Source organism: Oceanobacillus sp. J11TS1, assembly GCF_018333215.1.
GTDB lineage: Bacteria > Bacillota > Bacilli > Bacillales > Amphibacillaceae > Oceanobacillus.
Genome location: NZ_BORO01000014.1, coordinates 12,360 through 38,844 on the forward strand (window position 1 = coordinate 12,360; position 26,485 = coordinate 38,844).

The 26,485-nt window shown below is 37.7% G+C and carries 27 protein-coding genes; 24 read left to right on the forward strand and 3 right to left on the reverse strand.

All coding sequences use genetic code 11. From position 1 onward, the window contains the following. Nucleotides 1-51: 51 nt before the first annotated feature. The 9 genes from motA (at nt 52) to KI343_RS12075 (ending at nt 9,036) form a co-directional block, all read left to right on the forward strand. Complete coding sequence (motA, locus tag KI343_RS12035) at nt 52-837, forward strand: flagellar motor stator protein MotA (protein WP_212926667.1); 786 nt, start codon at nt 52-54, stop codon at nt 835-837. Beyond that, nucleotides 830-1,636, forward strand: coding sequence for a flagellar motor protein MotB (gene motB, locus KI343_RS12040; protein WP_212926668.1), 807 nt, complete (start codon nt 830-832; stop codon nt 1,634-1,636). Before motA ends, motB begins: the two co-directional genes overlap by 8 nt. A 39-nt stretch (nt 1,637-1,675) precedes the next feature. Continuing rightward, on the forward strand, nt 1,676-3,736 hold the full coding sequence (locus KI343_RS12045) for a chemotaxis protein CheA (RefSeq protein ID WP_212926669.1): 2,061 nt from the start codon (nt 1,676-1,678) through the stop codon (nt 3,734-3,736). A 28-nt stretch (nt 3,737-3,764) separates the two neighbouring features. After that, on the forward strand, nt 3,765-4,232 hold the full coding sequence (locus KI343_RS12050; protein ID WP_212926670.1) for a chemotaxis protein CheW: 468 nt from the start codon (nt 3,765-3,767) through the stop codon (nt 4,230-4,232). 331 nt (nt 4,233-4,563) lie between these two features. Further along, complete coding sequence (locus KI343_RS12055) at nt 4,564-5,301, forward strand: Cof-type HAD-IIB family hydrolase (protein ID WP_212926671.1); 738 nt, start codon at nt 4,564-4,566, stop codon at nt 5,299-5,301. 383 nt (nt 5,302-5,684) lie between these two features. Further along, entirely contained in the window at nt 5,685-5,867 is a 183-nt protein-coding gene (locus tag KI343_RS12060; RefSeq protein WP_212926672.1) for a cold-shock protein, read from the forward strand. A gap of 323 nt (nt 5,868-6,190) precedes the next feature. Continuing rightward, complete coding sequence (adh, locus tag KI343_RS12065; RefSeq protein ID WP_212926673.1) at nt 6,191-7,711, forward strand: aldehyde dehydrogenase; 1,521 nt, start codon at nt 6,191-6,193, stop codon at nt 7,709-7,711. Nucleotides 7,712-7,996: 285 nt separating this feature from the next. Then, the gene (locus KI343_RS12070; RefSeq protein ID WP_212926674.1) at nt 7,997-8,362 is read left to right on the forward strand and encodes a DUF779 domain-containing protein; all 366 of its coding nucleotides are present in this window, start codon (nt 7,997-7,999) and stop codon (nt 8,360-8,362) included. 218 nt (nt 8,363-8,580) lie between these two features. Continuing rightward, nucleotides 8,581-9,036: an IDEAL domain-containing protein gene (locus KI343_RS12075; protein ID WP_212926675.1), complete on the forward strand. Its 456-nt coding sequence runs from the start codon at nt 8,581-8,583 to the stop codon at nt 9,034-9,036. 296 nt (nt 9,037-9,332) lie between these two features. Here the strand turns inward: KI343_RS12075 and KI343_RS12080 are convergent, their stop codons facing one another. Beyond that, nucleotides 9,333-11,324 (reverse strand): penicillin-binding transpeptidase domain-containing protein, encoded by a 1,992-nt coding sequence (locus KI343_RS12080; RefSeq protein ID WP_212926676.1) that lies wholly within the window; start codon nt 11,322-11,324, stop codon nt 9,333-9,335. Nucleotides 11,325-11,598: 274 nt separating this feature from the next. Beyond that, nucleotides 11,599-12,561 carry an LCP family glycopolymer transferase gene (locus tag KI343_RS12085; protein WP_306432571.1) on the reverse strand — a complete coding sequence of 321 codons (963 nt, stop codon included), beginning with the start codon at nt 12,559-12,561 and terminating at the stop codon, nt 11,599-11,601. A gap of 546 nt (nt 12,562-13,107) precedes the next feature. Between KI343_RS12085 and KI343_RS12090 the strand changes: the two genes are divergently transcribed. Further along, the gene (locus KI343_RS12090; protein WP_212926678.1) at nt 13,108-13,263 is read left to right on the forward strand and encodes a hypothetical protein; all 156 of its coding nucleotides are present in this window, start codon (nt 13,108-13,110) and stop codon (nt 13,261-13,263) included. A gap of 150 nt (nt 13,264-13,413) precedes the next feature. Here KI343_RS12090 and KI343_RS12095 read toward each other — a convergent pair whose 3' ends face one another. Then, a complete protein-coding gene (locus KI343_RS12095) occupies nt 13,414-14,076 on the reverse strand; it encodes a YigZ family protein (RefSeq protein WP_212926679.1) in 663 nt (220 codons plus the stop codon). A gap of 128 nt (nt 14,077-14,204) precedes the next feature. Between KI343_RS12095 and KI343_RS12100 the strand changes: the two genes are divergently transcribed. The 14 genes from KI343_RS12100 to csrA all read left to right on the forward strand — a co-directional run bounded on the left by KI343_RS12100 (nt 14,205) and on the right by csrA (nt 26,484). Then, entirely contained in the window at nt 14,205-15,338 is a 1,134-nt protein-coding gene (locus KI343_RS12100) for a sensor histidine kinase (RefSeq protein ID WP_280530135.1), read from the forward strand. A 565-nt stretch (nt 15,339-15,903) separates the two neighbouring features. Then, nucleotides 15,904-16,596: a response regulator gene (locus KI343_RS12105; protein ID WP_212926680.1), complete on the forward strand. Its 693-nt coding sequence runs from the start codon at nt 15,904-15,906 to the stop codon at nt 16,594-16,596. 320 nt (nt 16,597-16,916) lie between these two features. Then, on the forward strand, nt 16,917-17,759 hold the full coding sequence (locus tag KI343_RS12110) for a DegV family protein (RefSeq protein ID WP_212926681.1): 843 nt from the start codon (nt 16,917-16,919) through the stop codon (nt 17,757-17,759). Nucleotides 17,760-17,902: 143 nt separating this feature from the next. Then, the gene (locus tag KI343_RS12115) at nt 17,903-19,318 is read left to right on the forward strand and encodes an ATP-dependent helicase ComFA (protein WP_244856901.1); all 1,416 of its coding nucleotides are present in this window, start codon (nt 17,903-17,905) and stop codon (nt 19,316-19,318) included. Continuing rightward, nucleotides 19,315-19,989, forward strand: coding sequence for a ComFC family protein (locus tag KI343_RS12120; RefSeq protein ID WP_212926682.1), 675 nt, complete (start codon nt 19,315-19,317; stop codon nt 19,987-19,989). The genes KI343_RS12115 and KI343_RS12120 overlap by 4 nt, the downstream gene beginning before the upstream one ends. 295 nt (nt 19,990-20,284) lie before the next feature. After that, nucleotides 20,285-20,887, forward strand: a complete 603-nt coding sequence (locus KI343_RS12125; protein ID WP_212926683.1) for a hypothetical protein — start codon at nt 20,285-20,287, stop codon at nt 20,885-20,887. A 523-nt stretch (nt 20,888-21,410) separates the two neighbouring features. Further along, nucleotides 21,411-21,833, forward strand: coding sequence for a TIGR03826 family flagellar region protein (locus tag KI343_RS12130; protein WP_212926684.1), 423 nt, complete (start codon nt 21,411-21,413; stop codon nt 21,831-21,833). 65 nt (nt 21,834-21,898) lie between these two features. Further along, entirely contained in the window at nt 21,899-22,162 is a 264-nt protein-coding gene (gene flgM, locus KI343_RS12135) for a flagellar biosynthesis anti-sigma factor FlgM (RefSeq protein WP_212926685.1), read from the forward strand. 28 nt (nt 22,163-22,190) lie between these two features. Next, nucleotides 22,191-22,673 (forward strand): flagellar protein FlgN, encoded by a 483-nt coding sequence (locus KI343_RS12140; protein WP_212926686.1) that lies wholly within the window; start codon nt 22,191-22,193, stop codon nt 22,671-22,673. A gap of 20 nt (nt 22,674-22,693) precedes the next feature. Next, the gene (gene flgK / locus KI343_RS12145; protein ID WP_212926687.1) at nt 22,694-24,166 is read left to right on the forward strand and encodes a flagellar hook-associated protein FlgK; all 1,473 of its coding nucleotides are present in this window, start codon (nt 22,694-22,696) and stop codon (nt 24,164-24,166) included. A 9-nt stretch (nt 24,167-24,175) separates the two neighbouring features. Further along, nucleotides 24,176-25,057: a flagellar hook-associated protein FlgL gene (flgL, locus tag KI343_RS12150; protein WP_212926688.1), complete on the forward strand. Its 882-nt coding sequence runs from the start codon at nt 24,176-24,178 to the stop codon at nt 25,055-25,057. Between the two features lie 175 nt (nt 25,058-25,232). Continuing rightward, nucleotides 25,233-25,796: a DUF6470 family protein gene (locus tag KI343_RS12155; protein ID WP_212926689.1), complete on the forward strand. Its 564-nt coding sequence runs from the start codon at nt 25,233-25,235 to the stop codon at nt 25,794-25,796. A 17-nt stretch (nt 25,797-25,813) separates the two neighbouring features. Beyond that, the gene (gene fliW, locus KI343_RS12160; RefSeq protein WP_212926690.1) at nt 25,814-26,260 is read left to right on the forward strand and encodes a flagellar assembly protein FliW; all 447 of its coding nucleotides are present in this window, start codon (nt 25,814-25,816) and stop codon (nt 26,258-26,260) included. After that, nucleotides 26,260-26,484, forward strand: coding sequence for a carbon storage regulator CsrA (gene csrA / locus KI343_RS12165; protein WP_212926691.1), 225 nt, complete (start codon nt 26,260-26,262; stop codon nt 26,482-26,484). The genes fliW and csrA overlap by 1 nt, the downstream gene beginning before the upstream one ends. Nucleotide 26,485: the final 1 nt, after the last annotated feature.

Consider the following 26,485-nt stretch of genomic DNA (forward strand, 5'->3'; position numbering starts at 1 on the left):
TGTATTTAACCGATATTAGAAGAAGGTACAAAGGAAAGCAGGAGGATACGTATGGATAAAACATCAGTAATCGGATTATTATTAGGAATAATTGCTGTAGGCGTAGGGATGGTTTTAAAAGGTGTAGGTTTAGAGGCACTAATTAACCCCGCAGCAATTTTAATTATTCTTGTCGGAACTGTAGCTGCAGTCACGATTGCATTTCCTGGAAATGTGTTAAAAAAAGTTCCGGCATTATTTAAAAAATTGTTCTTCGAAGAGAAACAGACAGATTCCAAGGAGCTAATTGCCTTATTTATGGATTGGGCAGACCAAACGCGTAAGGAGGGTCTCCTTTCTTTAGAAAATCAAGTGAATGAAGTAAATGATCCATTTCTTTCGTCGGGATTACAATTAGCGATCGACGGGCAATCTCCTGACTTTATCAAAGATGTCATGATTGAAAAAATTGAGGCAATGGAGCAGCGTCATGAGGATGGAGCTGCCATTTTTACGCAAGCTGGTACATATGCTCCGACGCTAGGGGTACTCGGAGCTGTAATCGGATTGATTGCGGCACTTGGTGATATGTCCGATATTGAAGCTTTGGGACATGCCATATCAGCAGCTTTTGTTGCGACATTGTTGGGGATATTCACAGGGTATGTCTTATGGCATCCATTTGCTAATAAACTACGTGAAAAATCAAAACAGGAAGTACAGCAAAAAGAATTGATTGTGGAAGGAATTCTCTCCATTACCACAGGAGACTCTCGATTAATTGTGCAAGAAAAGCTAGGGTCTTTACTTTCTTCCAAAGAGTTAGCAGAACTGCAGGCGAGGGATAGCGATGGCTAGAAGAAAAAAGAAAAGACAAAAACAATCACATGTAGATGAATCTTGGCTGCTTCCATATTCTGATTTACTAACTTTACTAGTAGCATTATTTATTGTTTTATTCGCTTCAAGTGATATCAATGTTCAAAAATATTTCGAGCTTGCGACAGTATTTCGAGATGAATTATCAGCAGGTTCAGGAACGGGCATCTTAGATTATGAGTCAGAACCTATTCCCCCAAGTACAAACGAGGGGCGAGATGACGGGGATTATGTGGAAGAAGGAACGGATGATGAAGTGAATCCAGAAGGGTTGGAGGGAGAACAGGAATTACTTAAACTCCAAGAGGTTCAGGAAGAAATTAACGCTTATATCGAAGAAGCAGGACTTACAGAAGAATTTGGGACAGAGTTGACAGGAGAAGGGTTACTTATCACGATGCGAAATGATATCCTTTTTGATTCAGGAAGTGCAGTAGTGAAACAAGAGGGAAGGCAAGTTGCAGAAGATGTCTCCCGAATCTTAGAAACAGATCCGCCTCACCAAGTAGTTATAAGCGGTCACGCAGATGATGTGCCTATTCATAATGCTAATTTTGAATCAAATTGGGAGCTCAGTGTGACCCGTGCTTTAAACTTTATGAAAATCATCACGGAGAATAACGAACTGGATCCGACACTGTTTAGTGTAAAAGGGCATGGAGAATTTGATCCTGCTTATTCAAACGATACAGAAGAAAATAGAGCTAAGAATAGGCGCGTAGAGGTATTGATTTTACCTAATTACGAAATTAATGTACAAGAAGAAAATAATGAGTAATAGAAAGCAGATAGGATATAGAATAGAGGGGAAAATCGTATGGATACGCAACAATATTTGGACATTTTCTTAGATGAAAGCCAAGAACATTTACAGTCAATTAACGATTTCTTATTAAAACTAGAAGAGGATTCTTCTAATCTTGCGTATGTACAAGAGATTTTTCGTTCCGCACATACGCTTAAAGGAATGGCTGCAACAATGGGGTATGATGATATTGCTTCATTAACCCATAAAATGGAAAATGTATTGGATTTAATTCGTAACAAAGAATTAGTGACAAACACAAAAATAATAGATATTCTATTTCTTGCAATTGATGACTTGGAAGATATGGTTGATTCCATACGAAATGGCGGAGATGGAAAAAAAGATGTTAGTGAACTTGTGAAGAAGCTAGAAGCAATTGAAAGCGGCGAAGAGGTTACCGAATTGGCTGCAGTTGTAGAAGAAGCAGCTGAAACAAGTAAGCATTTTATGGCATCTGATTTAGATGAATTTCAGCTTACGGTCGTTCATCAGGCAGAAGAGCAAGGCATGTTTCCGTATGAGCTGCAGGTTACTTTTGAATCAAACTGCATTTTAAAAGGTGCCAGGGCTTTTATGGTTTTTGAAGTATTAGAGAATGCAGGTGAAATTATTCGTACCTCTCCAACTGTTGAAGAAATTGAAGAGGGATCATTTGAATCAGGATTCTCTCTATTGTTTCTATCGGAGCAAAAGTCTGAACAATTAATTGAAGCAGTAAAAAGTGTTTCAGAAGTTGAAGATGTAAAAGCTCGTATAATCAATACAGATGAAAATAATAGGAACAACCAGAAACAGACAGAAACAGATGAACGAAGCCTTTCTGTTCCAGAAATGAAAGCAGAAGCACCTGTAGAAAAGAACCGTTCTGAAGCAAACAAATCTGGAAAAAATGAATCAGAAAAAGATAATGGGAAGAAAACAACATCTAAAAATATCCGAGTAAATCTTGATAAAATTGATGATCTATTAAACTTGTTTGAAGAGGTTGTTATTGATCGAAGTCGTTTAGAAGTGCTTGTTTCTTCGATGGATAATAGTGATTTAAGAGAAACTGTAGAGCATCTAAGCCGGGTAAGCTCAGATATGCAATCTCTTATCCTGGCAATGCGCATGGTTCCGATTGAACAAGTATTCAATCGTTTTCCAAGAATGATCCGCCAATTATCAAAGGATTTAAATAAAAAGATTGCCTTGGAAATAAAAGGTGCAGAGACAGAAGTCGACCGGACCGTTATTGATGAAATTGGTGATCCACTTGTCCACCTGATTCGCAATTCATGTGATCATGGAATTGAACATCCAGAAGATCGTATTGCGAACAATAAGCCAGAAGAAGGTAAGTTGATATTACGTGCTTATCATAGCGGAAACTATGTTTTTGTCGAAATTGAAGATGACGGTGCAGGAATTAACCGTGAAAAAGTATCGAAAAAAGCGATTGAAAATAATATTATCACACCACAAGAAGCGGAGGAACTAACAGATGACCAAGTTGCTGCGTTAATCATGAGCTCTGGATTTAGTACAGCAGATACTATTTCTGACGTATCTGGACGTGGTGTTGGATTGGATGTGGTGAAAAATAAAATTGAAGCTTTAGGTGGTAAAATATCTGTTACAACAGCGCCGGGACAGGGAAGTACCTTTTCCATCCAGCTTCCTTTAACATTATCGATTATTACAACCATGCTTGTGCATATTCAAAAAGAAACATTTGCAATTCCGCTAACCTCTATTTTGGAAACAATCATGTTGCCGAAAGAAAAGATTATGAGTGCGCATGGAACAGAGGTTATTGATTACCGAGGAAAAATTATACCTATTTTATCTTTAGGAAAAGTATTAAAAGTTCCTGGAAGTGACGTGGAAATGGATCGTTATGCAACGGTAATCATCAAAAAAGGCGACAAATTAATAGGACTTATCGTAGACGAATTAATTGGTCAGCAAGAGGTCGTCTTAAAATCACTTGGTAATTATCTGGGAGAAGTTTTTGCTGTCTCAGGTGCAACCATTTTAGGTGACGGAGAAGTAGCTTTAATTATTGATCCGAATGCGTTAATTGATTAAATGAAGACATTAAAAGGGGGGAGACGCATTGGTTACAGATAAACATATTCTATTTACATTAAAAGACCAAACCTTTGCTGTACACGTACAACAAATTGTTTCTATCGAACGCGGATTAACTTTAACAAAGGTACCTCGTACACCTGACTTTATGAAGGGTGTTACAGAAATGCGTGGAATAATGACACCGATTATTGATTTACGTGAGAGACTGGAACTTGGCAGCGTTGAATTAACAGACCAGACGAGAACGCTCGTGGTTCAAGTTGATGGCATGCAAATTGGTATGCTTGTTGATCAGGCAACAGAGGTGAAGGATATTCCCGCTTCATTGATGAAGGATGCACCGAGACTTGTGGGGGAAATAAAAGATACATTTCTATTAGGTGTAGCAACAATTGATGATGAACTTATTTTATTATTGGATTTAGAGCAAATCATTCAGTTTACAGAGAAGAACCAGCTTCAGGAAATAATCAAAGAGCTTGATGAATAATTAAGAACAGTGTAAATAAGAACACTTAATTAGATAATATCTGATTAAGTGTTTGTTTTTTAGAGTTTTTTTGAACAAGTACTTATAGGGGAAATGTAGAGTATTTCCTGGGAAATATAATCGGGGTTTTTGTAGAAATACTTGGCCTTTTATCGTATTTTAAAATTGCACGAGAAAAGTACTTCTTGTGCCAGCAAATGATGTCTTTTTTTGCGCTTCTCGTATTATCTAGTAAGAAAGAGAAAGAATGCTTTTATGTGTTTTATTAGTAAAGGAGGGAGTATTTCTATTATAATTAAATAAGGATAAAAGAGAAATGAGGATGAACAATATGACAAAATCAATTAAGCTAATCGCCTTGGATATGGATGGGACATTATTAAATCCAGAATTGGAGGTATCGAAACGTAACAAAGAGGCAATTCAAGAAGCTTTAAATCAAGGGATTCAAGTTGTTTTGAGTACGGGACGAGCTTTTTCCACCTGTTATCCCTATGCAAAAGAATTAAATTTACAAACCTTCTTAATTACTGCCAATGGCGGTGAAATCTGGACAGTAGAAAAAGAATTACTCCGCCGACAGCTGCTTGCTACTGATGTCGTAGAGAAACTTTATCAAATTACAGAAGAGATAGGAATCCGCAGATGGATGATTTCTACTGAAAAAGTATTTCAAGACGATGAATTCGTGAATGTAAAAGATCACCAATGGTTAAAATTCGGATGTGCTTCAGAGGACCTGGATAAACTCAATGAGGTTAAAAGAAGATTAACCCAATTTGATGGACTGGAATTGACAAACTCCCTGCCGACAAATATTGAAATTAATCCAAAGGGAGTTAGTAAAGCAAATGCATTAGACTTTCTTTGTGAGCGTACTGGGATTTCGATGGAGGAAGTTATGGCAGTTGGCGATAGCTTAAATGATATAAAAATGATCCAGCAAGCTGGGGTTGGGGTTGCCATGGGCAATGCGCAAGATAAAATAAAAGAAGTAGCAAACACAGTGACAGCTAGTAACTTAGAAGATGGCGTTGGTAAAGCAATTGAAAAGTTTGCATTGAAATAACGATCTCACGGTCAAAAGATTATTCAAAAGAAAAGGAATCAGACAGAAGGAAAATAAACGCTGTTTGATTCCTTTTGTTATTGTACAAAACGATTTCACTCCCGTTAGTTACTTCCTTGTAAAAGATCTTTCATTAATATTTTCAAAGAAACTGCATAAAATAAAAAGAGGAAGCAAAATGTATTCTGAAATACAGTATAGAAAAGAAAAAGAAGTACAAGCTATAGGATGGAACGAAATAAATTGGAATAAGAATAGGTATACATACATGCTCTTTTTACGTTAAAACCCATTATAAAAAAGAAAGAAAAGTCTTTATGCTCAGAAGTTTCACTCCTACAGAAATTAGCGTATACTGTATAATTAGGAAGGGAGATGCTATAATGTCTTTTTCTCGTGGACCAAAAGAGCCGGTACAAGAGGTTGAAACAAATGTATGGTCATGTACTAAAGAAGATTGTCAAGGATGGATGAGAGAATCATTTAGTTTTGAAGATGAACCGAAATGTCCTTTATGCCAATCTGAAATGGAAAAGGAAATTCGCGTAATTCCTGAATTGAAGTAAATAGTATCTCAATCATTTGCTCCTGAATGAGGCTTCTACATAAAAATGTAGGAGCTTTTTTCAATGCAGAGGAAATGATAGAATGATTTCCATGTGAATAGCAATATATATAAAGAGATAATCCCAGCTTCGACCCCGAACTATAGAGCTAACACGATGCTTTATTTCCATTATGTATTTTTGTACCGGGCAATGCCTAAAAGAATTAAAATTAAATAGTTCAAATTATTGTAAAAGTAAAACAATATTTGCTATACTGTGGTTGCGAATAAAATTTTCTTAACGCGGTTTTGCAAGCGTTTACAAAAGGAGGAGGAATTAACATGAGATATGCTAATCCAAATACAGAAGGTGCTATTGTAAATTATGAGAAACGCTATGATAATTTCATTGGGGGAAAATATCAACCGCCGATTAAAGGGAACTATTTTGAGAATACAACCCCAATTACGGGAGAAGTCTTTTGTGAAATTGCCCGTTCAACCCAAGAAGATGTAGAAGCAGCTGTCGATGCAGCGCACGCAGCTAAAGATGCATGGGGAAAAACATCTGTAGCAGAGCGCTCAGTTATTCTAAATCGTATTGCAGATCGTATGGAAGAAAATTTAGAGAAGTTAGCGGTAGCAGAAAGCTGGGAGAATGGGAAAGCTGTACGCGAGACATTAGCGGCGGATATTCCGCTAGCAATTGATCATTTCCGTTATTTTGCTGGGGTTATCCGTGCGCAGGAAGGGCATCTAAGTCAAATAGATAATGATACAGTTGCCTACCATTTTCATGAGCCATTAGGGGTTGTTGGTCAAATTATTCCTTGGAACTTCCCGATTTTAATGGCAACTTGGAAACTTGCTCCTGCATTAGCGGCAGGAAACTGTGTTGTACTCAAACCCGCTGAGCAAACTCCAGCATCGATTCATGTCCTCCTTGATTTAATTAAGGATTTACTGCCAGATGGTGTGGTAAACATTGTAAATGGCTTTGGAGTAGAAGCTGGGAAGCCACTGGCGACAAATAGCCGTATTGCGAAAATTGCCTTCACCGGAGAGACGACAACTGGGCGTCTTATTATGCAATATGCATCTGAAAATATTATTCCAGTAACACTTGAATTAGGCGGGAAATCTCCGAATATTTTCTTTGAAGATGTTCTAGCTAAAGATGACCGTTTTGTAGATAAGGCAGTTGAAGGAATGGTTATGTTTGCCTTGAACCAAGGGGAGGTTTGTACTTGCCCGTCTCGTGCTCTTGTCCATGAATCTATTTATGATCGTTTTATGGAAAAAGCAATTGAACGCGTGAAACAAATTAAAATTGGTCACCCGCTCGATACAGAGACAATGATGGGAGCGCAGGCTTCTGAAGAACAACATGAGAAAATTAAATCTTATCTTGATATTGGTAAACAGGAAGGCGCGGAAGTTCTGGTTGGCGGAGATGTCAATCAGCTTGATAGAGAGCTGGCATCAGGATACTATGTACAGCCAACAATCTTTAAAGGCGATAACAAAATGCGTATCTTCCAAGAAGAAATTTTTGGTCCTGTTTTATCCGTAACTACGTTTAAAGATGAGGAAGAGGCATTAGAAATTGCGAATGATACGCTTTATGGATTAGGTTCAGGGATTTGGACACGTGATATGAATACAGCATATCGTTTTGGGCGTGGTATTCAAGCTGGCCGTGTATGGACAAATTGCTATCACCAATACCCAGCCCATGCAGCATTTGGTGGATATAAAAAATCAGGAATTGGAAGAGAAAATCATTTAATGATGTTGGATCATTATCAACAAACGAAGAATTTACTGGTGAGCTATAGTGACGGTCCAGCCGGATTATTTTAAAGATAAAGAGAGCTGAACGTTTAAAGCATGAAATTAAGTTCATTTTAAATTTCCTTATACAGGTAGTTAACGAATAGCAATGTAGGCGGGAGAGTAGTTATACTTTCCCTGCCTCACTCAAAGATTCACTAATATTATAAAGCAGTCCATATTAATGGAAGGGAGAACACCTCGTACCGTGATTTTCTGGGGTTGCGATTATTCTCCCTATCCAACACGGTTGGCTGCTTTTTGCATCCGCATTAAAATTATCTTTATCTGTTGTTAAGTTAAGGAGGTTTTTCCATGGTAAACCGAGTTGTCGCCACGCAAGAAGCTCAGGAATTGATGGGAAAGTTAAAAGATATTCATGGCCCGCTGATGTTTCATCAATCAGGAGGCTGTTGTGATGGGAGCTCGCCAATGTGCTATCCACTTGGGGAATTTAAAACAGGTGATTCGGATGTTTTACTAGGTAATCTTCCAGGCAATATCCCATTTTATATTTCAAAGGATCAATACGCGTATTGGAAGCATACACAACTTATTATTGATGTCGTCAACGGCCGCGGCGGGATGTTTTCTCTGGAAGGCCCAGAGGGTAAGCGATTTTTAACACGATCAAGAGTATTTTCAGATGAGGAAATAGAAAAATTGAAGTCCGCTTTATAAAATAGCGATTAAATTTTTTGATAATTTAAATTTTAGCTTGAATTTTCCCGCTACATCGGATAAAATAAATTAACAGAAAATTTAGATGTTCCTTTTTCATGGTGTAAATGTCCGTAACTTCCGCTTCCGAATAGACAGAAGATAAAATTATCTGCGTGGAGGTGATGGATGCGAACACCCTGGTTTACAACTTTCATTTTATACGGGGGGTGGATAAAATGGTTACTGTTAAGATGTTAAAGCCTTATTATGTAAAGACGGAAGAAAAGTATATTCGGATTATTTTGGCGTACCAGTACTTCTCAATCATTATTAATAAGAAAGTATATCAATTTATCCCTGTTAAATCGACGGAAGTCCGCTTAAACAGAAAGTCCAAACAAATTGAAAATGTAGAAGACGTCTTTGCATTTCAAAATGGAAAAGAGGTATTAACGATTTCCATGTCACAATTGATTTCCATTCCCGAATTCTTAAAAATGCTTCATCGGATTGCGGAATCCTATTATTTGCCAGAGGATACAGAAACAATTTCTGAGCAGCAACAAGCATTCAATCAATTGATTAACGGACTAGAATACGAAAATCTTAGACGATTAATTGATATGGCTATTGATCACGGGGATAAAGAGAAGTTTTTAGAGTTAACAAATATATTGAAAAGTAAGCGATAAGGTGATCCTATAAAATATCAGCTGTTTGGCAGAACCTGCTAGATGGCTTTTTTGCTTGTTAGGAAATTATAAAATTTTGTTGGGTGGAGCGCATTCCCTTGATTTGGAGCGGCTCCTGGCTTGTATGGAGCGAATTCCTCTGATTTGGAGCGGATTTCGGCTTGGGTGGAGCGAATTCCTCTGATTTGGAGCGGCTCCCGGCTTGTATGGAGCGCTTTTGTTCCTTTCTGTGTGATTAAAAAACGGGTTTGAACATTAATCTATGCTCAAACCCGTTTTTGGCTGTTAAGAAACTTCTATTTTATATCCATTAAGATCTTTGTTGCTTTTTCTACCGCAGAACTGCGATCATGATTTTTAGTGCCTTCTACCATAAGGGAAATAATGACATCTTGATCATCCGTTGGATAGCCGACGAACCAGCTGTTTTCATCTCCGCTATCTTCATTTGTTAATTTTAGCTCTGCCGTTCCTGTTTTACCGGAGATAGGAAAATCAGCTTCTTGAGCAGCTTTACCAGTTCCTTCTGTGATGACTTTGCGCAGGGACTCTTGAATTTCACCTGCTTGCTCTTTTGTAACTAAACCTTCTTTCCAGACTTGTCCTTTATCTTCATCTGTTAGCAATATTGGTTGAATCATGTCCCCATCATTTAGAAAGGCTGAATAACTAGCAGCAAGATGCAATGCGCTCATTTCAATTTCACCTTGCCCATAACTGGTATGTGCAAGTAAAGTACCATCTTCTAAGTTATCTGAGTTAGAGATGTGAGAATCTGAAATTGGATAGGTATATGGAAATTCTTCTCCAATTCCAAATGAATGCAATCCATCAACAAATGCATCTCCGCCCATTTCAACAGCTTTCATTGCAAAATAAATATTATCCGAACGAATTAATGCGTCATCTAAATCAACTGGTCCATTGGAGGTTGATACGCGTGTTACTTTATACTCTTCCCAACGCTTTCCTTCGATTTCAATACCTTCATCATATACAATCGTTCCATTCTTCAGTCCGATTGCTCCTGTGATCGGTTTGATAACAGATCCTGGCGCAAAAGTGGAAGAGAAACGATTAAGAAGTGGTTGCAGTTCATCTTCTTCCATATCGCTCCAGAGGTTTGATGATGTTCCATAAAGAATATCATTTGGATCAAAAGATGGGCTACTTACTAAAGCTAGTGTCTCTCCGGTTTTTGGATCAATGACTGTTGCGTTACCCGGATCCCCATCAAACCCTTGGAAAACTTTATCTTGAATATTAATATCGATAGTTACAGTAATATTTTGTCCGTCCTCTGCTTCTTTTTCAGCCAGAACGATATTTTCTCCATCTTCTTTTGTTACTTGAATTGTCGCACCTTTTTTACCGCGGAGCTCTTCTTCAAACAAGCTTTCTAACCCACGTGCCCCGATTTTGTCAGATGCTGTGTATTCTGTTGAATCAAGTTCCTCTAAATCCTCTGCATTCACTGTACGAAGATATCCTACCAGATGGGCAGCAATTTCTCCCTCTGGATAAATCCTCCCACTTACTTCACGGTAAGAGACGCCTTCTATGGCATTTAATTGTTGTACTGTATCTGCGTTGTCTGGATGGATCGTCTTGAGTGGAACAAATAAATTATCTTCTACCCATTCCGCTTCTAGACTAGCATTAACAGAGTCTACTGACATTCCAAGTAAACGGGCGATTTCCTCACGTTTCGCTTCACTCTCTCCTAATTCACTAGGAATCACACCAAATTCATAAACGGTATCATTAATTGCAAGCGGCATTTGGTTTTTATCTAGGATTTCTCCCCTTACAGGCTGGTTGGTAGAAATTTGAATTTCTCCGCCATCAGCTAGTTCAGGGAATATAAAACCAGCATCCCAATTAATTCCCCAGGTATCTTTTTCATCTTCTTTTTCAATTAAAGTGAGTGTTGCTTCATAATCAAATGAAATTTCACCAGCCATGGTATTCATACTTACGGAGAAGGGGATAGTTGCTACTCCTTCATCATAGGCCTTGGCTATTTCTTCATCTTCTAATTCTTGTATATTCATTTCAATATCGGAAGCAGAAATATCAGCGTATAATTTTTCTAAGCGTAAGGAAGAATCTTCTTCACTATATTTATCTTTAGCCTCTGGAGAGAATAAATTGTACATCGATTCATAGTCGCTTTCTGCTAATGCTTCTGCATATTGATTTAACGTATCATTCGGGTTGGCTTGTTCTTTGGAGCACCCAGCTAACAGGGCAATAAAAAGAATAAGCCATAAGCTTTTTTTCCACATTTTTTGACCCCCAATAAATATTATCTGCCTGCGTAAAATTATAACATGTTCCAAAAACTGTAAGGAAAACTGGATAGTAAGTAATAGAACTTTTAAAATATATTTATCTCGTCGGTAAAACGCTTTTGAAAAAGTTCCTCTAATTGTGTGAAAAAACGCCACGCTGTATATGCCAGGTGACGTTTTGTTTTCAAGTCAGGAAAGTAGCTGACCATTTTTCTGAAGCTGGCTTATGCCTATTTTTTATCCAAGATTCTTCAGTAATGCAATTTAATTATTTCTGTTCCATATGCTCTGTAATGGTTGACTGGATACGGTTGATTTCCTCATCGGGTACAACATAGTACCAAACTCCGTTAATTGTTTGACCGTCCCCTGAGATTTCCATTGTTTCTACATTTTTTCTTGTTCCACTATAATCCGTGAATAGTGTTTGTAATCGATTCATATCTAAATCTGTTTGTACATTATTTCCTAAAATATCTAGGATGTTACCAGCTTTAGTAATGCTTGAGAAACTAGCTGCTTCATTCATTGCAGCAACAATTACTTCGCGCTGACGTTCGTTCCTTCCCATGTCACCGCGGCTATCTTGTTTTCTCATACGGATATAAGAAAGAGCTTCTTCGCCGTTTAAGTTAATGTTACCTTCATTAAATGTATGGCCATCTTGAGAAAATGCTGTGCTGTTTTGAACGGTAACACCGCCTAAAGCGTCAATACCTTGTTGGAATCCTTCCATATTCACACGTACATAGGAGTGAATCGGCAAGTTAAATGTATTTTCTACGGTCTCAATAGCTAACTCCGTACCGCCGCCAGGTTGAGCAGCTTCCCCGAAAGCATAGGCGTGGTTAATTTTATCCATACCTCGGTTCGGGATATTTACGTAAGTATCTCGAGGAATACTTAACATAACCATGGAGTCCGTTCTTGAATTTAAGGACAGCAGAATCATCGTATCAGATCGGCCGACATCTCCGTCACGTTCGTCAACACCAAGTAATAAGATGTTAACAGCATCGGAATCTTTATACAGACGATTGATTTCTTCCTGACGTTCAGGATTATTATCTCGTTCCAGTGGACTGTGCATCGTTTCTACGACTTTACCGATTTGGTTCCAAACGAAGAAAGCTCCGCCTCCAATAACCAATATTAAAAATAGAATTATTCCACCAACAATAAATGGCCATCTTTTTTTCTTTTTACGGTTTTTATTATCTATTCTAGACACCAAAATTTTCTCCTCTATTCTTCTTTAATTTCAACAAATTTTTACTAATTGTCAGGAAAAATAAATCTGTAATAGATTATATCGAAATTTAGGTTAATAGTCTATGCTTTAGAATAATTTTGCATGCTAATGATGAAGATGATGGAGTTATTAATAGAAAAATCTACAATGATACGCAGTAGGATTGCATCAGGGAAACCTCCGTAATTTTCCCACAGAATGGAGTTAGAGTGAAGAGATCATTATATCTGTTTCATTTATTATTGAAATTTGTCGAACACTAGAGATTTCGATGACGCATTCACTGGTTGAAGAAATAATCAAAAACAAAATACGGTTTTAATTATATCTAATAGCTATCAATCTATAAAATAGATAGAAGTTTATCAGACTGAAATAAAAAAATTATCAAAAAAAGTAGACAACGGTTGTGATTTTATATAGAATAACGTTTAGTGAGAAAATTTATCTAGGAAAACAACATTCGACATTTACGTTTTGATGTAAACGTTCTTATTACAAAAATTATTCAAAGGCGGTAGACGAATGGTTGAGGAGCAAAAGCAGTATCAAAAAATCTTGAAAAGAGTTATTCATGATACGGAGAACCAAAAAATTAATTCAATGGATGAAATAATTCAATTACTTATTAAAGAGTTGTCGTCAAACACGGATGTAAAGAAGTCCATTAAATCGTTTTAATTTAAAAAGCTCTGTTAGATTGTTTATTCATCTAACAGAGCTTTCGTTTGTACAAGATCCAATTTACAAGTACAAAGGTAAAAGGGACCGCTCTGTGTTCATTCGATTCAGAAATAGATTCCGCTAACTGTTCTTATCAAATCATATATATCATTTATCAGCTGAAGAAGGTGTATCGTCAACTTCTATTTCTACATATTTTTGATCCAGCAATTCGATTTCTGCTTGTGCACTTGTTAAGTCTACGATCCAGTTCTGAAAGGCATCTATTTCTTCTGTTTTTACATAAATAATAAACGCCACGTTCTCAAGATAATGGATATCTTCTAAAATGTATTGGGATTGCTGGCGAATTTCATTTTCCAGTTTCCCTAATAGCGGATATTCTACGGTTATTGATATTCCTTGCATCAGCTCTCTGCGAACAATCCCGGTAGTTTTGATACCTTGTGTTGTTGCTGATCCATAGGCACGAATAAGGCCGCCAGCCCCCAGTTTGATTCCGCCGAAATATCTTGTCACGACAACGGCAGTATCTTTTAATCCTTTTTTCTTTAATACTTCTAAAATTGGAACACCCGCAGTTCCGCTTGGTTCGCCATCATCATTTGCTTTTTGGATATGGTCTGTTTCGCCTATAATGTATGCAGAGCAATTATGGGTAGCGTCCCGATGCTCTTTTTTGATAGCTTGAATAAATTCTTGTGCTTCCATTTCTGATTCGACTCGTTTAACATTCGCAATAAAGCGGGATTTTTGAATGATTATTTCATCCACTCCCTGCTGTTTTACAGTATAATACATAGATAACATAATATATTTTCACCTCAATTAATTCGCTGTGTATATGCTTGGAATGGGTTTACCATTAAAGTTTGATATGATCCTTATAAAATCTGGGAAAGTTACGAACAATTATAACATAGGTTGGTGAATTTCTGATGGCAATAAGATTAAGTGATAAAGCTATAGACGAAATTATAGAAAACATGATCCAGATGATTGATCAAAGTAAAAATCAAGCATTTGAAATTACCGAAGAAGGAAGAAAGGAATATGAATATCTTTCTGAGGAATTAGAATCTACGAAGAAAAAAGTCAAAGCGTATATTGTGCGCGGAGACGAATTAGAAAAGAATGTAAAAAGCTACCGACAACAGCTCGCAGTAGTGAGCAAAGAATTTGGAAAATACTCCGAGGATGAAGTGCGTAAAGTCTATGAAAAAACACATGAACTTCAAACCAAATTTGTGATCATGCGTGAAGAAGAAAAGTTATTAAGAAAGCGGCGTGATGAAATAGAGATTAGATTGACAAGTCTCTCCCATGTTTTGGAGCGAGGGGAAGATCTTGTCGGAAAAATTTCTATCATTTTTAACTTTTTACAGGATGATTTTAAGCAAGTAAATGAACTGATTGAAGATGCCAGAGAAAAACAAGAATTTGGGTTGAAAATTATTGAAGCGCAAGAAGAAGAAAGAAAAAAACTTTCGCGGGAGATTCATGATGGACCAGCTCAAATGCTGGCTAATGTACTTTTACGCTCAGATATTCTCGACTATGTCATAAAAAAAGGGAAAGCGGAGGAAATTTCTGAGGAGATTAAATCATTGCGGAAAAACGTTCGCTCATCTTTAAGGGAAGTGCGCAGAATAATATACGATTTACGACCAATGGCTTTAGATGACTTAGGGGTTGTTCCAACGATACGAAAATATGTTGACAGGTTAACAGAGTATCACGATATACATGTTGAGTTTATCGTGTTTGGGAAAGAAAAAAGATTTAATTCAAAATATGAAGTTGCTTTATTCCGGTTAATGCAAGAAGCTACTCAAAATGCGATTAAACATAGTGAAGCTTCGGAAATTAAGGTGAAGTTAGAAATAATGAAAAATAGATTGATACTGATTGTAGCAGATAACGGCAAAGGTTTTAACTTAGAAGAAAGAAGTGATGGTTCATTTGGTTTAATCGGGATGAAAGAGCGTGTTGAAATCCTTGATGGGAACCTCAATATTTCTACTGGTAAAGGAAAAGGAACCACAATTACAATAAATGTTCCATATTCTTAAACTTATGTATATAATAAGATATAGATATTGTAGGAAATAGTTGCTTCTTGTAGAAAAGCAGAAAAACTTGAAATTAAGAGAAAGGCTATGGGGATAAGGAGAGAAAAGTTGTAATTAAGGAACATATATAAGACATTAAATATGTACATAAAAAGCTTAACATTTTCATGACGATGTGCTTATGTTAAGCAAAGTAAGCGATTAAAAAGTTAATATTTTGAGCTGAAATGAGACAGTAGCAACGATATGTACTACAATAGACTTATTTATTAATAAAACTATCTATCTATTAATGATTAAGAAAACACATACGTGTTCAAAAGTGATGATAAAAAAGGACCAAGAAGTTCAAGGCAATGCGGGATTCCAGTAATGGAACGTATGCAGTTATATAGGTGAGCTTCAGACAAGCAAGCTAACGAACTTTAGACAGGATATAATGACTTTTATGTTTCCCGCGCGCCGTGGGCAATAAGTTTCTTTTTCTGATGGGTCATTTTTAGCGGACTTTTGGACATCCTCTATAATTCAATTAGTATGATTACCTAGAAAAGGAGAATTATATATGGACGAGCAAAAAGAAGTAAGCATTGTATTAATTGACGATCACAAGTTATTTCGTGAAGGTGTCAAACGAATTTTAGAATTTGAGTCAGCATTTAAAGTAGTTGCCGAGGGAGATGACGGTTCTGATGCTGCTGACCTTGTAAGAGATAATAATCCAGACGTTGTGTTAATGGATATTAATATGCCTAAAATTAATGGTGTGCAGGCGACTGCTGATTTATTAAGACAATTTCCAAATACAAAAATCATTATTTTATCTATTCATGATGATGAAAATTACGTGACGCATGCCTTGAAATCAGGAGCACAAGGATACTTATTAAAAGAAATGGATGCAGAAGCACTTGTGGAAGCAATTAAAGTAGTAAGCAGCGGCGGATCTTATTTACATCCTCGTATTACGCATAATTTAGTAAAAGAGTACCGTCGTTTAGCACGAGAAAATACTTCTAGTTTTGCAAATAGAAACGTAGAGCACCGCAAACCACTGCATCTATTAACAAGACGTGAATGCCAAGTACTTCAGTTGTTAGCAGAAGGGAAGAGCAATCGTGCAGTAGCGGAATCGCTCTATATTAGTGAAAAAACAGTTAAAAACCATGTGAGTAATATTCTGCAGAAAATGAACGTTAATGATCGTACCCAAGCAGTTGTATGTGCTATTCGAAAAGGTTGGGTAGAAGTTGTTTAATCTATAATATATATATAAAGCGCCCCGGTTTAGACTATTATCTCTATCGAGGTGCTTTTTGTTCTTACCGACCTAGAAACGTAATACATTTGCAGCAGATTATTAAAAGTACGATGCCCTGGTAAAAGGAGTTGCAATGCTGCCGGCGGGGAGGCGAAAAAAGCATTCGATTTTTAGCGGAGTTTCGTGTAGAATAATGAAAAGTAATGATGCGTAATTTAGAAAGAAGACAGTGATAGGAAAAAAGGTGGAATGCTTTACTTCCGCATTTTCATACTGTTATGGATTAGAATGTCATAGATGTAAAGGAGAAATCGTTTATGAAGATTGCTGTCATGTCAGATAGTACAGCGTACATTTCAAAAGAAGACCGCGAGAAATATGGAATTCATATGGTCCCATTAAGCGTGAATTTTAATGAGGCTTCTTACCGTGAAGAGTTAGATATTACGACTGAAGAATTTTATCAGAAACTGGCAAGTGAAAAAGATTTGCCAAGTACCTCACAGCCATCTATCGGGGAGATTACAAAAAAACTGGAAGAATTAGCGGAAGACTATGATGCTGTTATTTCTGTTCATTTATCCAGCGGCATTAGCGGTACATACCAAACAATGGTAAGTACGGGAGAAATGGTAGAAGGAATTGATGTTTATGCCTATGATTCGGAAATAAGCTGTATGGTACAAGGATTTTATGCAATAGAGGCAGCGAAAATGGCTGCTGATGGACAATCTCCAGAAGCTATTTTAACAAGACTGGATGAGATGAAAAAAACAGTCCGTGCTTATTTCATGGTCGATGATTTAGCGAATCTGCAACGAGGCGGCAGATTATCAAATGCTCAAGCAATACTCGGCAGTCTCTTGCAAGTAAAACCTATTCTCCATTTTGAAAATAAGTTAATCGTTCCATTTGAAAAAATCCGGACAAAGAAAAAAGCGATATCCCGCATCCTTGGTTTATTAGAAGACGATGTAACTGCAGGTAAGAATCTGCGTGTGGTATTTATCCATGCGAATAACCTGGCATATGCCGAAAAATTAGAAGCAGAATTTAAACAAAAACATCCAGAAATGGAAACATCGATTAGTTATTTTGGTCCAGTAATTGGGACTCACCTTGGAGAAGGCGCCATTGGTGTTGGTTGGTACGAAAAATAAAAGAAAACTTCATTCAGCGGAGAAATCCTGCACTGGATGAAGTTTTACTATATATAGCCTAATGAAGCTTGAAAATGTGACTTTATCAAAACAATCGTTCTACTAAAAGACGTAAATCTAAATTTTTTCATGGAGGTGTTTGTTTGAATATTGATAAACGTATTTTAATGTCCCCTGCATTCCTCGCGCAAGCTTTATCTGGTAAACGATTATTAGAAGAGGAAGTCCCTATCCCTCAGAAATGTTTCGATGTTCTCCGTTCTACGAAGCAATTGATTCCTACTCCTGCAATAGAAAATCAAAAAGGTTCCGTTAAATGTATACGATGCGGCAATGTAGCGCTGCAATATTTCTCCGAATATCCTTGTGGAGTTTGTCAGCAAAACCATAAATATTGCCGAAACTGTATACAAATGGGGAGAGTAAGTGAATGTAAACCGTTGTACACATGGGGCGGAGCAGCAGTAAATTGGCCCAGACATTCTCAACCATTAACCTGGACGGGAAATTTAACAACTGCTCAAAGGAAAGCAGCCGCTCAATTACAGGAGGCCGTTGAAGAAAAAATTCCCGCCTATTTATGTTGGGCAGTTTGTGGAGCCGGCAAAACGGAAATGCTTTTCCCGCCACTTACCTCTGCTTTAAAACGTGGTTATCGGATAGCTTTAGCTTCCCCCCGCGTAGATGTAATTCGCGAGCTGTTACCGAGGATGGGACAAGCTTTTCAAGGCGTATCCATCGAAGCTCTTTACGGAGGAAGCGAGCATCGGACAGGTATGGCGCAATTGATACTAGCAACCACACACCAGCTCATGCGTTATCATCAAGCGTTTGATGTATTAATTATTGATGAAGTCGACGCCTTTCCTTATTACTTGGATAAAAGCCTAATGTATGCTGCCAAGCAGGCTGTTAAGAAGCAATCCACCACTTTATACCTCACAGCCACCCCGCGTAAGAATTTCAGGCTGCAAATGAAGCTGGGAAAATTACCACATGTATTTGTGCCTCTGCGTTACCATGGACATCTCTTACCTGTTCCTAAATTTAAACTTGCTTTTCGTCTTACGAATCAACTTGCAAACCAAAAACTTCCCAATGCTTTTCGGCAATGGCTGATTCATAGACAAAATCCAAAGCGGCAATTACTCCTTTTTGTGCCGAAGATTGCGATGATAAAGGAATTAAAAGGGGTGATTACCTCATTGTTAATGGAAGTGGACGCTATTTCTGCTCCCGACCAATTAGAAGCTGTTTATGCAGCGGATGAAGAAAGAGAAGTGAAAATTAATCAATTTCGCCAAAAGGAACTGCATGTCCTTATTACTACGACCATATTGGAAAGAGGGGTGACTTTTCCTTCCGTTGATGTAGCTGTATTGAATGCCGGACATGACGTGTTTAATGAAGCAGCTCTCGTTCAAATTGCTGGACGGGCAGGCAGAAGCGCCGATGATCCAACAGGAGAAGTGGTCTTTTTCCATGATGGGAAAACAGATGCAATGGAAAAGGCAAGGCAAATGATTGTAGAAATGAATGCTAGGGGGAGGAAGATTTGAATTTTTGTTTATACTGCCATGTACAATTAGAAAGATCATTAACTTGGACTAACTGGCTGACTGTGGAAGATAACGACGTATTATGCTCCTCCTGCGCTGATAAACTGGAACGGATTTCTGGAGAACGATGCGAGGTATGCAGCCGGGCATGGAGCTCAGCGCTCTGTTTAGACTGCCAGCAGTGGAGACAACTAGGGGAAAATATAGAAAGAAATTATTCTATTTTCTATTATAATGATACAATACGTGAAATGATCAGCCAGTGGAAATTTCGGGGAGATTATGTGTTAAGAGAAATTTTTCGAAATGACCTCAAAGATACTTTTGAAAAAGAGTTTGCAGGCAATTCTTCTATGGCAATTGTCCCTATCCCATTAAGTGAAAGCAGAATGCATGAAAGAGGATTTAATCAGTCGCTTGCTCTAGCAGAGATGCTGGATGCTCCTGTAAAACAAGTATTAGGAAGGAAAAGCGATGAAAAGCAGGCAAAGAAAAATCGCGAGGCGCGTTTGAGGAGGAATAATCCTTTCTTTATTACAGAACCGCTAAAGCAAGCGGTCCTGATTATTGATGATATTTATACAACAGGTACAACTGTGCGGCAAGCAGCACAGCAGCTAAAGCTTCACGGCTGCCCGGCTGTGTACGCCTTAACGTTAGCACGGAGTTAGAAGTGCAGGCTTAAACAGGTGGAAAATAAAACTGCTTCCAAAACAGGGAAACGATTTGTTATAATAAATGTAATCTAAAGCGCAGGAAAATATACCACCAATCGCGGAGTTTTTTCCCACACAAGAAAATACAAGTCATTGAAGTTGAACCAGTAGTTTCATTCGTGATATAGCAGCGATTCCGCCACCCTTGACCTTGTTTGTATGGATGAAGCATGTTCAAATGTTAAAAATGGAGGCTGGTCGTATTCCAGGCATAGTGGGAAAAAACTATATTATTCAAAGGAGAGAATGAATGAAAAGAGTATCTATGATATTAATAATAGGATTATCGACATTGGCTTTCGTTGCTTGCAGCCAAATTGATACAAATGCAAACACTATTTCAGCAGGTGAATTAACAGAGAGGGAAGACGCCATACTTTCAATCACTTCAGATAAATCATTTGTGTTTGATTTCAGTATAGATAGTGAATATAAAGAAGTAGCTGTATGGATTGAAAAATATGAATTAGGTAATTTGGTCGATGATCGTTTAGGGTATATGACAACAGAGGCTGAGCAAAGTGGCTCCATTATTTTTACACTTTTAGAGAACGTTAGTGAAGATAATAATATATTTAATATTGGAGTTGGCACTGATGAGAGCTTGACCTCAGTAAATGTGCCGGATAAAAAATCAAATGAAATAGAGAATATGACAAGTGTGTGGGGGAATATTCCAAAAAACAAAGCTTTAAACGATGGTGAAGTAGTATTAGCAGATATTTCTTATTCTCAAGATGAAAATGGAATACATTCACTAACAACAGATTTTTATGAAGATCCCGCGGCCCATATGAATGAGCTTGAAGAATATGACGTTGCTTATTTACTTAAGGCTGAATTTATCAAGTAAATGCCAGTAAAAATTAGAAAATCTTAAAACGTAATATAAAACACTGTAAATGGGCTGGGCTGTTGCACAATTGTTTAAGTAATTGTGCAACAGCTCATTCTTCTTTTTAAGAAGCAGTTGAACCACTAGAAAGGCCCCCTTGATTTGGTCTAACTGGCTGCCAATAGAAGAGGACGCGGTTTTATGTTTATCCTGTGCTAATAACCTGCACAGCAATTAAAACTTCAGGGTTGACCTGCAGTGTATTCGTTAACATTAGCGAGAGGGTAAAGGCTTATTGCAAGGAAGTCTCCCCAAATCAATACACGATTTGCTATAATAAAGGTAATCTTCCTTCCAGTGACAGCATAAAGAATAATGAAATTCAGGGATTAATTTTGCTTTTACTATTAACAAATGCGGAGATGTTGACGATGATATAAACAAGCAAAATCATTTCGTGAAAAAATAAGTCCTAATATAAAGAGTTTCATTATAATAAAATAATTTTGAGAACGTTGTTTAGTGGAAAGGGGAAACAAACATGGGAGAACTAGCAAATTGCGAACGCTGTAATCGTGTGTTTGTAAAGCAACTTCGAGATATATGTAGAGATTGTTATAAAAAAGAAGAAGAAGACTTTCGAACCGTATACCATTTTTTAAGGAAACGTAATAATCGAACTGCTACAATGGCGCAAATTGTAGAAGAAACATGTGTAGAAGAAAGTCTTATTCAAAAGTTTGTTCGAGAAAGAAGACTTCAGCCAGCAGATTTTCCGAATTTATCCTATCCATGTGAGAGGTGCCAACAGCCTATTAACCAAGGAACCATTTGTGAGCACTGTCAGCAGCAGCTGAAGGAAGACTTGTTGAAGCATGAAGCGGTCGAATCTGCACACCAAAAAGTGTTAGATGCAGAAAGAGAAAGAACGTATTACACAAAAGGGCATTGGAATAAAAGTTAATGTATATCGAACAAAAGTGATGCAGGATGTAGTCAATTCACTCATTACTAGTAAGGGGTGTAAAAATGAAAATTAACGGACCGAATCCAACGAATTTTAATCCATATAAACAGGCATTTAAGAAAAGCCAGGAGATCGAGTCGGAATCATATAAGAAAGACAGTATTGAAATATCGCACGAAGCGAAGAAATTACAAAAACAAGATCAGCCAGATCAAAAGCGGGCAGAATATGTGAATGAAATAAAGCAGAAGATTGATGCAAATCAATACAAAATAGATTATGAGAAACTAGCTCAAAAAATGCGTGATTTCTGGACTGGAAAGTAAGTGTATCACGGTCAAAGGAGGAAAATGTGTGACCATTCAATTGACCCAGGCAATGAATGATTTAACGGCAACGCATAAAGAATTGCTGGAATTATCCAAGCAAAAAACAGAGGCACTAACGAATAACAAATTAGACGAATTTCAAGCATTGCTTCTACAACAACCAAAACTTGTCCGTAAGCTGGAGGCTCAAGAGGCGAAAAGGCAGGAAATTGTAGAATCATGGAATGAACGGCAGTCTCCTTCAGCAAATGATCTGACAATTACAGAGATCTTAAATAGATTAGATGAAGAAGAACAAAAAACGGTAGAAGCTTCAGCTATTGCTTTGACCGATGCGATTACTGATTTAAAAAGACAAGAACAACTAAATAAAGCATTACTAGAAGAATCAATGAAGTTTGTGCAGCTTTCCATGGAATTAATCAATCCATCTATGCAATCGATGAACTATGGAGCAGCGTCTTCCGGAAAGATGCCCAATCGATCTCTTTTTGATTCAAAGGCGTAAATAAAGGAGAGAAGTTTTTCATGAGTACTTTTCGAGGACTAGAAATGTCACGTCAGGCATTGAGTACACAGCAAAGTGCCTTATATACAACAGGCCATAATATTTCCAACGCAAATACACCAGGGTTTTCAAGACAACGCGTAAATATGCAAGCGATGAATGGCTATCCGACACCAGGGATGAATAGCCCGCACATGCCAGGTCAATCTGGTACAGGTGTAGAAATTGGTTCCGTACAGCGTATCCGCAATCAATTTTTAGATACACAATTTCGATCAGAGAATGCATCTGTCGGCTATTGGTCACAACGAACAGCAGCTCTTTCAAGAATGGAAAATCTATTAAACGAACCGAGTGAATCAGGATTATCTGCTTCCATCAATGACTTTTGGCAATCATTACAGGAATTGGGCGCAAATCCAACTAATAATGGGGCGCGCGCTGTTGTTCTGGAGCGTGGGAAAGCATTGGGAGACACATTTAATCACTTAGCATCCTCTATGGAGACAATTCGGTCTGATTTACAAAAAGAGACGGAGAATACCATCGATAGAGCAAATGCAATGATTGATCAGCTTGGCGCATTAAATGATCAAATTAAAAAGTTAGAAACGCATGGTTATAATGCGAACGATTTATATGATAAAAGAGATCTTATTTTAGATGATTTATCTGAAATTGTGAATATAGAAGTAACATACAATACAGGCCACATACCATCTAATCAGCAAGGTGAGGGAGTGGCAACTGTAAAAGTACTTGCTGAAAATGGCGATACAGCGACACTGGTAAATGGCTTAACTGGTGAAATGAAGAAGATAGATCAACCACAATATACTGAAATAGATGGAGTGAAAGCTATCGAAAGTATACATGTGGGAGGCGTAGATATTAAAGCTTCTAAGGGGGCACTTCAAAGCTATGTACATGCTTCAGGCTATGTAGAGGGCGGAGAAGTAAAAGGAGATTATCCAGAGGTGCTTGCAAAGCTTGATAAATTAGCTTATGCCATTGTGACGAGCTTTAATGAAGTTCATGAAACAGGTGACGGTACGAAGGTTCCTTTCTTTGAGGAATTAGAGGAAGAAAAAGGTACTGCTTCCAAGATGGCAGTTGCCTTAGACGATTATTCGGACATTATTGTTTCCTCTAATGGCAATACAGGAAGCGGAGATATCGCAAGGGAATTATCCAATCTATTTACAAGCGCGAACGACAAATTAGATGATGTATCTGTAAATGGCTATTTAGAATCAATTATAGGGGAACTCGGGGTGGATGCCCAGCATGCATTAACCATGCTGGATAGTACATCTACGCTGCAACATCAGGTGAACAATCAGCGGCAATCTATTAGCGCAGTATCTTTAGATGAAGAAATGACAAATATGATTAAATTCCAGCATGCTTATAATGCAGCTGCCCGAGGGATGACTGCAATGGATGAATTAATAGATACAATTATTAACCGAATGGGATTAGTAGGAAGGTAGGTCAGAGAAATGCGTGTAACACAAAGTATGCTCTCCAATAATTTATTACGTAATCTAACGAGCAGCAGTGGACAAATGAATAAATATATGGACCAGCTTTACACTGGCAAAAAGATAACAAAACCTTCAGATGATCCAATGATTGCGATGAAAGGTGTTTCCTACCGTTCGGAATTAGCGCGAATTGAACAATTTGAGCGAAATTCCTCGGAAGCAAATAGCTGGTTAGATAACACGGATGCTTCGATTGATCAGGCAAATCATGCGATGCAGCGATTAAGAGAACTTGCTGTCAAGGCAAGCAATGGAACGAATAGCAAGGATGAATATCAGAGTATTGTTCAAGAAGCAAAACAATTGAAAGAGCATCTTGTTGAAATTGCAAACACCAATGTGAACGGGAAATATATTTTTAATGGTACCAATTCAGACACAGCTCCAGTTACAACAAACGAAAATGGGGACATTACAGCTGATTTTGCCGATGATGACGTACTTATTGAAGTTTCTAACGGAATCACGGTAAAAGCTAATATAAATGGGTCTACCGTCTTTGGAGAAAATGGAGGCCTGTTCAAAGCCGTAGATAACTTTATTAATCGTCTGGACAGTGAAGAAGATATTGAAAAAAGTATCGGTGAATTAGATACTTCCATCGAAAGCATTGTTGATTCACGTGCAGAAATCGGAGCTCGTATGAACCGGCTGGAACTTGTGGAGAATCGCTTAGCCGATCAAAAAATCGTTACCACAAAGACTTTATCGGATAATGAAGATGTTGATTTTGCAGAGGCAATTACCAACCTAATTACACAAGAAAGTTTACATCGGGCAGCACTTTCAGCAGGTTCTCGGATTATCCAGCCTTCTTTAGTTGATTTTTTACGTTAATGAAGAAAAGCGCATGACGGCTCGGGTCAGCTTTAGCATTTAGGGTGAGGATAACTGCTGTATCCTTAGCCAGCGAATGAATCGTAAAAAGCAACCTTTTTTACGAATCAAACCCTGCTCCTTCCTTTGGCGCAGGGTTTTTTAAAGACAAATGGAATAGAGGAAGAATATAAAGATGGAGATTCCACAAATTCGAATGAACGCCCAGCAGGCAAAAATTCAAATACATACTACGCCAGCACAATTACATATTTCTCAACCAAGTGGGGAGTTAACGATAAGGCAGCCGCATGCAGATGTGACGATGCGCACTAAGCAAGGAAAGCTTAGCATCGATCAAAGCCAAGCTTGGGAAGATATGAATTTATTAAGTGCCAAAAAGAGTATTGCAAAGAATGCGCAGGCTGGAAAGCAAGCGGCTATGCAGGCAACTGCCAAAAAAGCACGTCAAGGTAATGAATTAATGCGCATTGAAAAGAATACAGACCCAATAAAGTCACAAGCAATAGAAAATGGATTTTCTTCGCAAAAAAGATTAGGACTTACGTTTATACCATCTACCTTTTCAGTAAAGACTGATTATGAACCATCCACATTAGATATTCAAGTTCAAACGCATCGGCCAATTATTGAAGGACGCGTAAATAAACCGGTCATACAATATACCCCAGGGTCTATGGAAACCAGTCTTTCTCAACGGGCAGCATTAGATATAGAAGTCGTCAATATGAAAATATAATACGAGGAGTGTGTTCCATGAAGGTGAGATCTACATATTTAGGTGAAATCGCTATTGATGAATCGAAAATAATTCATTTTCCATCTGGCATTCCAGGTTTTTCTGAATCAAAACAATTCGTTTTACTAGAATTGCCGGATAACCAAATCTTTCACATCTTACAATCGGTAGATGATGAAAAATTAGCTTTTATTATTACAGATCCGTATCATTTTTACCAAAATTATTCTTTTGAGTTAGAGCCATCTATCTTAGAGTATTTAAAGATAAAGGACCGAAATGATATTGCGGTATACACGATTGTCACTGTCCAAAAACCTTTTACTGCCAGTACGATAAATTTAAAAGCGCCGATTATCATACATATGAAGGGGAATTTAGCAAAGCAAATTGTCCTTCAAAACGAAGCCTATTCTTCAAGAGTACCAATCAGTCAACCTCTCCGTGAAAAGGGGGAGAAATAATGCTTGTACTTTCCAGAAAAAGAAATGAAGCAATTCAAATTGGAGACGACATTGAAGTAGAAGTAATTGCCATTGAAGGAGATCAAGTGAAGTTAGGTATTCGTGCCCCTAAATCAGTAGATATCTACCGACAAGAAATCTATGTCGATATCAAGAATCAAAATAACCAAGCGGCACAAATAGATCAGAATCTCCTTGACTTTTTAAAGGATAGCAAGCTATAGC